This window comes from Antribacter sp. NEAU-D49 (assembly GCF_057158775.1).
The window spans coordinates 47,034-53,546 of record NZ_JBXTSN010000031.1 but is presented as its reverse complement, the minus strand read 5'-3'; the positions used below and the strand labels follow the sequence as shown (position 1 = coordinate 53,546).

Sequence of the window (6,513 nt, the reverse complement as noted above, 5' to 3'; positions counted from 1 at the left end):
CGGGAGCCGGTCGCGCGCTGACCCCCCCCGCCGAGACAGCGCCTTCGTCGGACGAGGGCGCTGTCTCGGCGCGCGGGGGTCAGTCGCGGGGGTCAGGGACGGCGTAGGGGAGCCGGTGCAGCAGCACCGCCTGCTCCTTGGCCCGGGTCTGCTCGCGCTGCGCGGCCGCCCACTCGCGGTCGCGACGCTCCGCGAGGACCGCGTGCAGGAACGCCTCCGGGTGGGTGCCCGGCGGCGGGCCAGGCGCCACGTACCGCTCCACGCGGGCGGCGAGGTCGACGGCGAGGCGGGCCCGCGACGGCGTCGCCAGGCGGTCGGCACGGCCGAGGAGCCGGCGTGCCGCGAGAGCGAGGCCGTCGGGCAGCCGGCGCATGTCGGCGGTGTGCGCCCAGCCGGCGAGGGCGGGGGGCATGACCACGGGGGCCAGGGTCTGCCGGGCGCCGCGGACGCGGATCGCGTAGGTGCCGGCGACGATGTCGCCGAGCCGCTTGCCCCGGTGGTTGGTCAGCGAGATCAGGGCCGCGAGGCCTCCGCCCGTGGCCCAGAGCTCCGGCAGACCGACGAGGGCGCGCACGAACGCGTGCCGGAACCGGACGGGACCGCCGTCGTCGCGGACCACGCGGATGCCCGTCGCGAGCTTGCCGAGCGACCGGCCGCGGGTCAGCGTCTCCACGGTGGTGGGGATGCCGACGGTCACCGTCACGATCACGACGATGTAGACGATCGCGCCGACGTCGCTGCCCATCGCGACCTCCGGGAGCAACCACTCACCGGTCGCCAGGACGAAGACCAGCAGCGTGGCACCGATGACCGTGAGGTCCAGCAGGCCGCTGAGCGCGCGCGTCACGAACGAGGCCGGGCGGGCGTCGAGCACCACGCCCTCACCGATGAGGATGCCGTCCTGCACGTGCGCCTCCTGTTCCGAGCCCGTCGCGGTCGGGCGCGCGGGCCGACGACGGCGCGCCCGTCGCGCGCCCACCTGTGGCAGGGTATCGGCCGTGGACCTCGATGCCTTCACCGCCGTGCACGATCCGGAGTGGGAGCGCCTGCGCGAGCTGTCCCGGCGTCGTCGGCTGGACGGCGCCGAGTCCGACGAGCTGGTGCGGCTCTACCAGGCCGTGGCCACCCACCTGTCCACAGTGCGGTCCAGCGCGCCGGACCCCGTGCTGGTCACCCGGCTCTCCGACCTCCTGAACGGCGCCCGCACGCGGATCGCGGGAGCGCACGAGCCGGCGTGGCGGGACGTGGTGCGCTTCGCGACCCTGTCCGTGCCGGCGGCGTTCTACCGCATCCGGTGGTGGATCCACGGGGTCACGGCGGCGTGCCTCCTCGTCGCCGTCGTGGCCGGCTTCTATGTCGCCAACGATGCCGAAGCGCTGCAGGCCATGGGCCCGCCCAGCTACCAGGAGGAGTACGTCGAGGCGGCGTTCGCCGACTACTACGAGCCGGGCGCGGGGTTCGGCGCACGGGTCTGGACCAACAACGCCTTCATCGCCGCCATCTGCATCGCGACCGGCATCACCGGCGTCTACCCCCTGTGGGTCCTGTTCCAGAACTCGGTCATGGTGGGCTCGATCGGCGGCATGATGGCCGCCCACGGCGAGCTCGCCCTGTTCCTCCAGCTCATCACCCCCCACGGCCTGCTCGAGCTGACGAGCGTCTTCGCCGCGGGAGCGGCGGGCATCCGCCTGTTCTGGGTGATGGTGGACCCTGGGCCGCGCCCGCGTCTCGCTGCGCTCGGCGAGGAGGGCCGGGCCCTGATCACCCTGGTCGTGGGGTTGGCAGCCGCGTTGGGGCTGTCCGGCCTGGTCGAGGGCTTCGTGACCGGCTCGACGATGCCCTGGTGGCTCAAGATCGTGATCGGTGCGATCGTGCTCGCCGCGTTCTGGGTCTATGTGTACGCGCTCGGCCGTCGCGCGGTCGGGGCCGGGGCCACGGGTGACCTCGACGCGCACGAGGCGGGTGAAGTCGTACCGACAGCAGGCTGAGCCCGGAGGCGCGCCGCGCGCCCCGCCGAGGGCGCGCGCCCGCTGTCACCTGGACGTACTAGGGTTGCCGCGACAGGCACCGGCGCTCCGCGCCCAGGTCCTCGAAGCCTTGACACCAGCACCGGAGCGAGCACATGACGACGCCCGACACCGCACCTGACCAGCCCGCACCCGACCAGCGGGGGACCGGCTGGGGCGAGCCGCCGCGCTACGGGCAGTACGCGCGTCCGCAGGCGGAGCAACCGGCTCCCGCGGGTGCCCCGGGCGCCGGCGCGGACGGCGCCGTCTCGGACGCCGCTGCCGGGGCTCCTGGGCCCGGCGCCCCGGGGACGCCCGCGCCGCCGGCTCCCGCCGGGTCGGCCGCCTACGGCCAGCCGCAGCACGGGTCGCAGACAGGTCAGGGGCAGCGGCCCGCCGCGCCGCCGGCGTACGGGCAGCCCGCTTACGGGCAGCCGGCGTACGGCCAGCCCGCTTACGGGCAGCCGGCCTACGGGCAGCCCGCGCCCGCCTACGGACAGCCGGGGCAGCCGCAGTACGGGCAGAGCCAGTACGGCCAGTCCCAGTACGGGCAGCCCGTCCAGAGCGTGACCACTCCCTACGGCAGCCCCGTTCCCGTGGCCGACAAGCCGGGCATCGTGCCGCTGCGCCCGCTGTCGCTGGGCGAGATCTACGACGGCGCCTTCAGCGCGATCCGGCACAACCCGGCGGTGGTGCTGGGCCTGAGCTCGATCGTGATCGTCGTGGCCGCCGTCCTCGGCTTCCTCCTCGGCCTGCCCTTCACGTCCATGGTCTCGGACCTCTTCTCCTCGCTCGAGGGCGAGGACCTCGGCGGGCTCGAGGACATGCTCGGCTTCCTGTACACGAGCGGCATCGGCGCGAGCCTCACCCTCGCTCTCGCCGCGCCTGTGGTGAACGGGATCGTCACGCTCTCCGTGGCACAGTCGGCGATCGGGCGCAAGATCGGCGTGAGTCAGGCCTGGCGCCAGGCCGGTCGCCGGGCCTGGTTCCTCATCGGGTTCTCGCTGCTGCTGGGGCTCGCGTTCACCGTGGCGCTCACGCTGGTCGTGGTGCTCGCCGTGGCCGCGATGGGCCTGGACGACAGCGGTGCCCTCACGGGGATCATCGTGGTGCTGGCGATCCCGGCCTTCCTGGTCCTCACCGTCTGGCTGGGCGTGCGGACGGGCCTGGTCCCGGCCGCCCTCGTGCTCGAGGGCCGCCCCTTCTGGGAGACGGTCCGGCGGGTCTGGACCCTCACTCGCGGCAGCTTCTGGCGGCTGTTCGGCATCTACCTGCTCGCCTACGTGATCGTCTACATCGTGGGCCAGGTGATCGCCGGGGTGCTCGGGGGGCTGGCCGGCGTGCTCTTCGCGGTCGGCAGCGCCGAAGGCGGCGGCATCGCGTACGGCGTCGCCATCGTGGCCGCCTACGCGCTGCAGCTCCTGTTCCTCGGCGGTGTCGTGGCCCTCCAGTACATCGACCTGCGCATGCGCCGGGAAGGCCTCGACGTCGAGCTCGCCGCGGCGGCCTCCGAGACCGCGGACCGGTGAGGGGTGGCGTGATCCGCCTCGACGTGCCGGTCGATCCCGACCGCGACACCGCCGCGCAGTGGCTCCGGCGTGAGCTCGCCAAGCCGGACTACCAGGACGACAGGTCGCTGCTGGAGCGGCTCTTCGACTGGTTCTTCGGCCTCTTCGAGGGCGTGCGCGTGCCCGACATCGGCGTGCCGCCGCTCCAGTTCACCCTCATCCTCGTCGGCGCGATCGCTCTCGTGGTGCTCATCGCCTGGTGGGTGGCCGGACCGGTGCGGCTGTCCCGCGTGCGCCGGGCCGCCGCCGTCGTCCTGGACGAGGACGACGTGCGCACCTCCGCGCAGATGCGCGCGGCGGCGGACGCGGCGGCCGCCGCCGGGGACTGGTCCACCGCCGTGGTGGAGCGGTTCCGTGCCGTGGTGCGGTCCCTGGAGGAGCGCGTGATCATCGACCCGCGACCGGGCCGCACCGCGCAGGAGGCCGCGGCCGACGCCGGCGTGCGGCTCCCCGTGCTCGCCGCTGACCTCCGGACCGGCGCCGGGCTCTTCGACGACGCCGAGTACGGCAAGCTCCGGGCGACGGCGAACGACGACCAGGTGCTCCGCGACCTCGACGCCGCCGTCGCCGCTGCCCGGCCCGAGGTCACGGCGGCCGTGGGCGCCGCAGCCTCCGGCGCCGCGCCCGCAGCCGCCGGCGCCGGCGCCGCGCCCGCTCAGCCCGCGCCCGACTCCCGCGGGGGTGCCTCATGACCGCGCTGGCCCCGCCTCACGCCATCCCGGGGGCGACCGGCCCCACGGGGCCGGGGACCGCCGAGCCGCCCGTCGTCATCGGCGACGACACGACCGCCGGGTCCCGCGCGCGCGGCCGCTGGCGCCGCAGCAGGTGGCCGCTGGCCGTCGTCGGCATCTTCCTCGTGCTCGTCGCGTTCCTGGCCTGGACCCGGCCACCGTCCTCCGGCGTGCGGCACGCGCCCGACAACGCGGACCCGGACGGCGCGCGCGCCGTCGCCGAGGTGCTCGGCGCCCAGGGGGTGGACGTCACGTACGTGCGTTCCGTCGCGGACGCGGTCCGGGCCGCAGGCCCGGGGACGACGCTGCTCATCACGCCGCACCCGAGCTTCTTCGAGCCGGTGCAGATCAACTCGCTCGCGGCCATGGAGGCCGACGTCGTGCTGCTGGCCCCGGAGTTCGAGCTGCTCGAAGCCATGACCGACGGCGCCGTCACCACCTCCGGGTGGTCGGAGGCCGGGGTGCTCCAGCCGGAGTGCGACGACCCGGCGGCCGGCGCTGCCGGGCCGGTCGACCTGGACCCTGGTGTCACGGGCACCGGCACGGGGCCCGGTACGGTCCTGTGCTGGCTCGACGAGAACGGCGACGCCGCGTTCGCGCGGGTCCAGGCCGGCGACCGGTCCGTCGCCGTGATCGACGACCCGGCCGTGATCCTCAACGAGACCGTGCTGGACCAGGGCAACGCCGCGCTCGCCCTGTGGACCCTCGGCGCCCACGACCGCCTCGTCTGGTTCGTGCCGGAGGTGTTCGACACGAGCACCGGCACAGAGGAAGACAGCGGCCAGCTCACGCCCACCCTGCCGCCGGGCTCGACCGCCGTGGCGCTCCTCCTCGCGTTCGTCGCCCTGTTCCTGGCGTTCTGGCGCGGCCGCAGGCTCGGCCCGCTCGTCACCGAGGACCTCCCGGTCCTGGTGCGCTCGGCCGAGACCACGCGCGGGCGCGGCCGCCTGTACCGTGCGGCCAGGGCCCGCGGCCACGCCGCGGCAGGCCTGCGCGCCGCGGCGGCCGACCGGGTCGCCAAGCGCCTGGGCCTGGCCCGCTCGGCCGACGCCCCCACCGTCGTGGACGCGGTCGTCGCCGCCACGAACCGGCCGACCGAGCAGGTGGCGCACCTGCTCTACGGCCCCCCGCCCGCCGACGACGCCGCGCTGCTCCAGCTGGCGCGTCATCTGGACACCCTGGAGAGCGAGGTCCACCGACCGTGACCAACCCGATCGAGACAACCATGGACGCCACAGCACCACGTCCGTCCCACGAGCTGCGCTCCGCCCTGGCGGCGGTCCGCACGGAGGTGGGCAAGGCCGTCGTCGGGCAGGACTCCGCCGTGACGAGCCTGCTCATCGCCCTGCTGTGCAAGGGCCACGTGCTGCTGGAGGGTGTGCCGGGCGTCGCGAAGACGCTGCTGGTCCGTACCCTGGCGGCCGCGCTGGACCTGGACACCAAGCGCGTGCAGTTCACGCCCGACCTGATGCCCGGCGACGTGACGGGCTCGCTCGTCTACGACGCCCGGACGGCCGAGTTCTCCTTCCGCGAGGGCCCGGTGTTCACCAACCTGCTGCTCGCCGACGAGATCAACCGCACGCCCCCCAAGACCCAGGCGTCGCTGCTGGAGGCCATGGAGGAGCGGCAGGTGTCGGTCGACGGCACGCCGCGGCCGCTGCCCGACCCGTTCATCGTGATCGCCACCCAGAACCCCGTCGAGTACGAGGGCACGTACCCCCTGCCGGAGGCGCAGCTGGACCGCTTCCTCCTCAAGCTCGTGCTGCCGCTGCCCGAGCGGGAGCAGGAGGTCGAGGTGCTCGCGCGGCACGCGGCGGGCTTCGACCCGCGCAACCTGGCCGCGGCCGGCGTGCGTCCCGTCGCCGGAAAGCAGGTGCTCGACGCCGCCCGTGCCGAGGTGGCGCAGGTCCAGGTCTCGCGCGAGGTGCTCGGCTACGCCGTCGACGTCTGCCGGGCGACCCGGTTCTCGCCGTCGCTCTCCCTGGGTGTGTCGCCCCGTGGCGCCACGGCGCTCCTCGCCACCTCGCGGGCCTGGGCGTGGCTGTCCGGCCGTGCGTACGTGACACCCGACGACGTCAAGGCTCTCGCCCACCCGACGCTCCGGCACCGCGTGCAGCTGCGCGCCGAGGCCGAGCTCGAGGGCGTCACCGCCGAGGGCGTGCTGGACACGGTGCTCGCCTCCGTGCCCGTGCCCCGCTGATCCCGGGT

At 74.9% G+C, this 6,513-nt stretch carries 6 protein-coding genes; 5 read left to right on the top strand and 1 reads right to left on the bottom strand.

Annotated features, from left to right (window positions below; all coding sequences use genetic code 11):
• Window positions 1-79 precede the first annotated feature (79 nt).
• Window positions 80-907 (bottom strand): RDD family protein, encoded by an 828-nt coding sequence (locus AC060K_RS19580; protein ID WP_483767025.1) that lies wholly within the window; start codon window positions 905-907, stop codon window positions 80-82.
• A gap of 91 nt (window positions 908-998) precedes the next feature.
• Between AC060K_RS19580 and AC060K_RS19575 the strand changes: the two genes are divergently transcribed.
• The 5 genes from AC060K_RS19575 (at window position 999) to AC060K_RS19555 (ending at window position 6,505) form a co-directional block, all read left to right on the top strand.
• Window positions 999-1,988: a stage II sporulation protein M gene (locus tag AC060K_RS19575; RefSeq protein ID WP_483767024.1), complete on the top strand. Its 990-nt coding sequence runs from the start codon at window positions 999-1,001 to the stop codon at window positions 1,986-1,988.
• A 134-nt stretch (window positions 1,989-2,122) separates the two neighbouring features.
• Complete coding sequence (locus AC060K_RS19570; protein WP_483767023.1) at window positions 2,123-3,535, top strand: DUF7544 domain-containing protein; 1,413 nt, start codon at window positions 2,123-2,125, stop codon at window positions 3,533-3,535.
• Window positions 3,536-3,543: 8 nt separating this feature from the next.
• On the top strand, window positions 3,544-4,266 hold the full coding sequence (locus AC060K_RS19565; RefSeq protein ID WP_483767022.1) for a DUF4129 domain-containing protein: 723 nt from the start codon (window positions 3,544-3,546) through the stop codon (window positions 4,264-4,266).
• Entirely contained in the window at window positions 4,263-5,510 is a 1,248-nt protein-coding gene (locus AC060K_RS19560; RefSeq protein ID WP_483767021.1) for a DUF4350 domain-containing protein, read from the top strand. The genes AC060K_RS19565 and AC060K_RS19560 overlap by 4 nt, the downstream gene beginning before the upstream one ends.
• Before the next feature lie 20 nt (window positions 5,511-5,530).
• Window positions 5,531-6,505, top strand: a complete 975-nt coding sequence (locus AC060K_RS19555) for an AAA family ATPase (protein ID WP_483767041.1) — start codon at window positions 5,531-5,533, stop codon at window positions 6,503-6,505.
• Window positions 6,506-6,513: the final 8 nt, after the last annotated feature.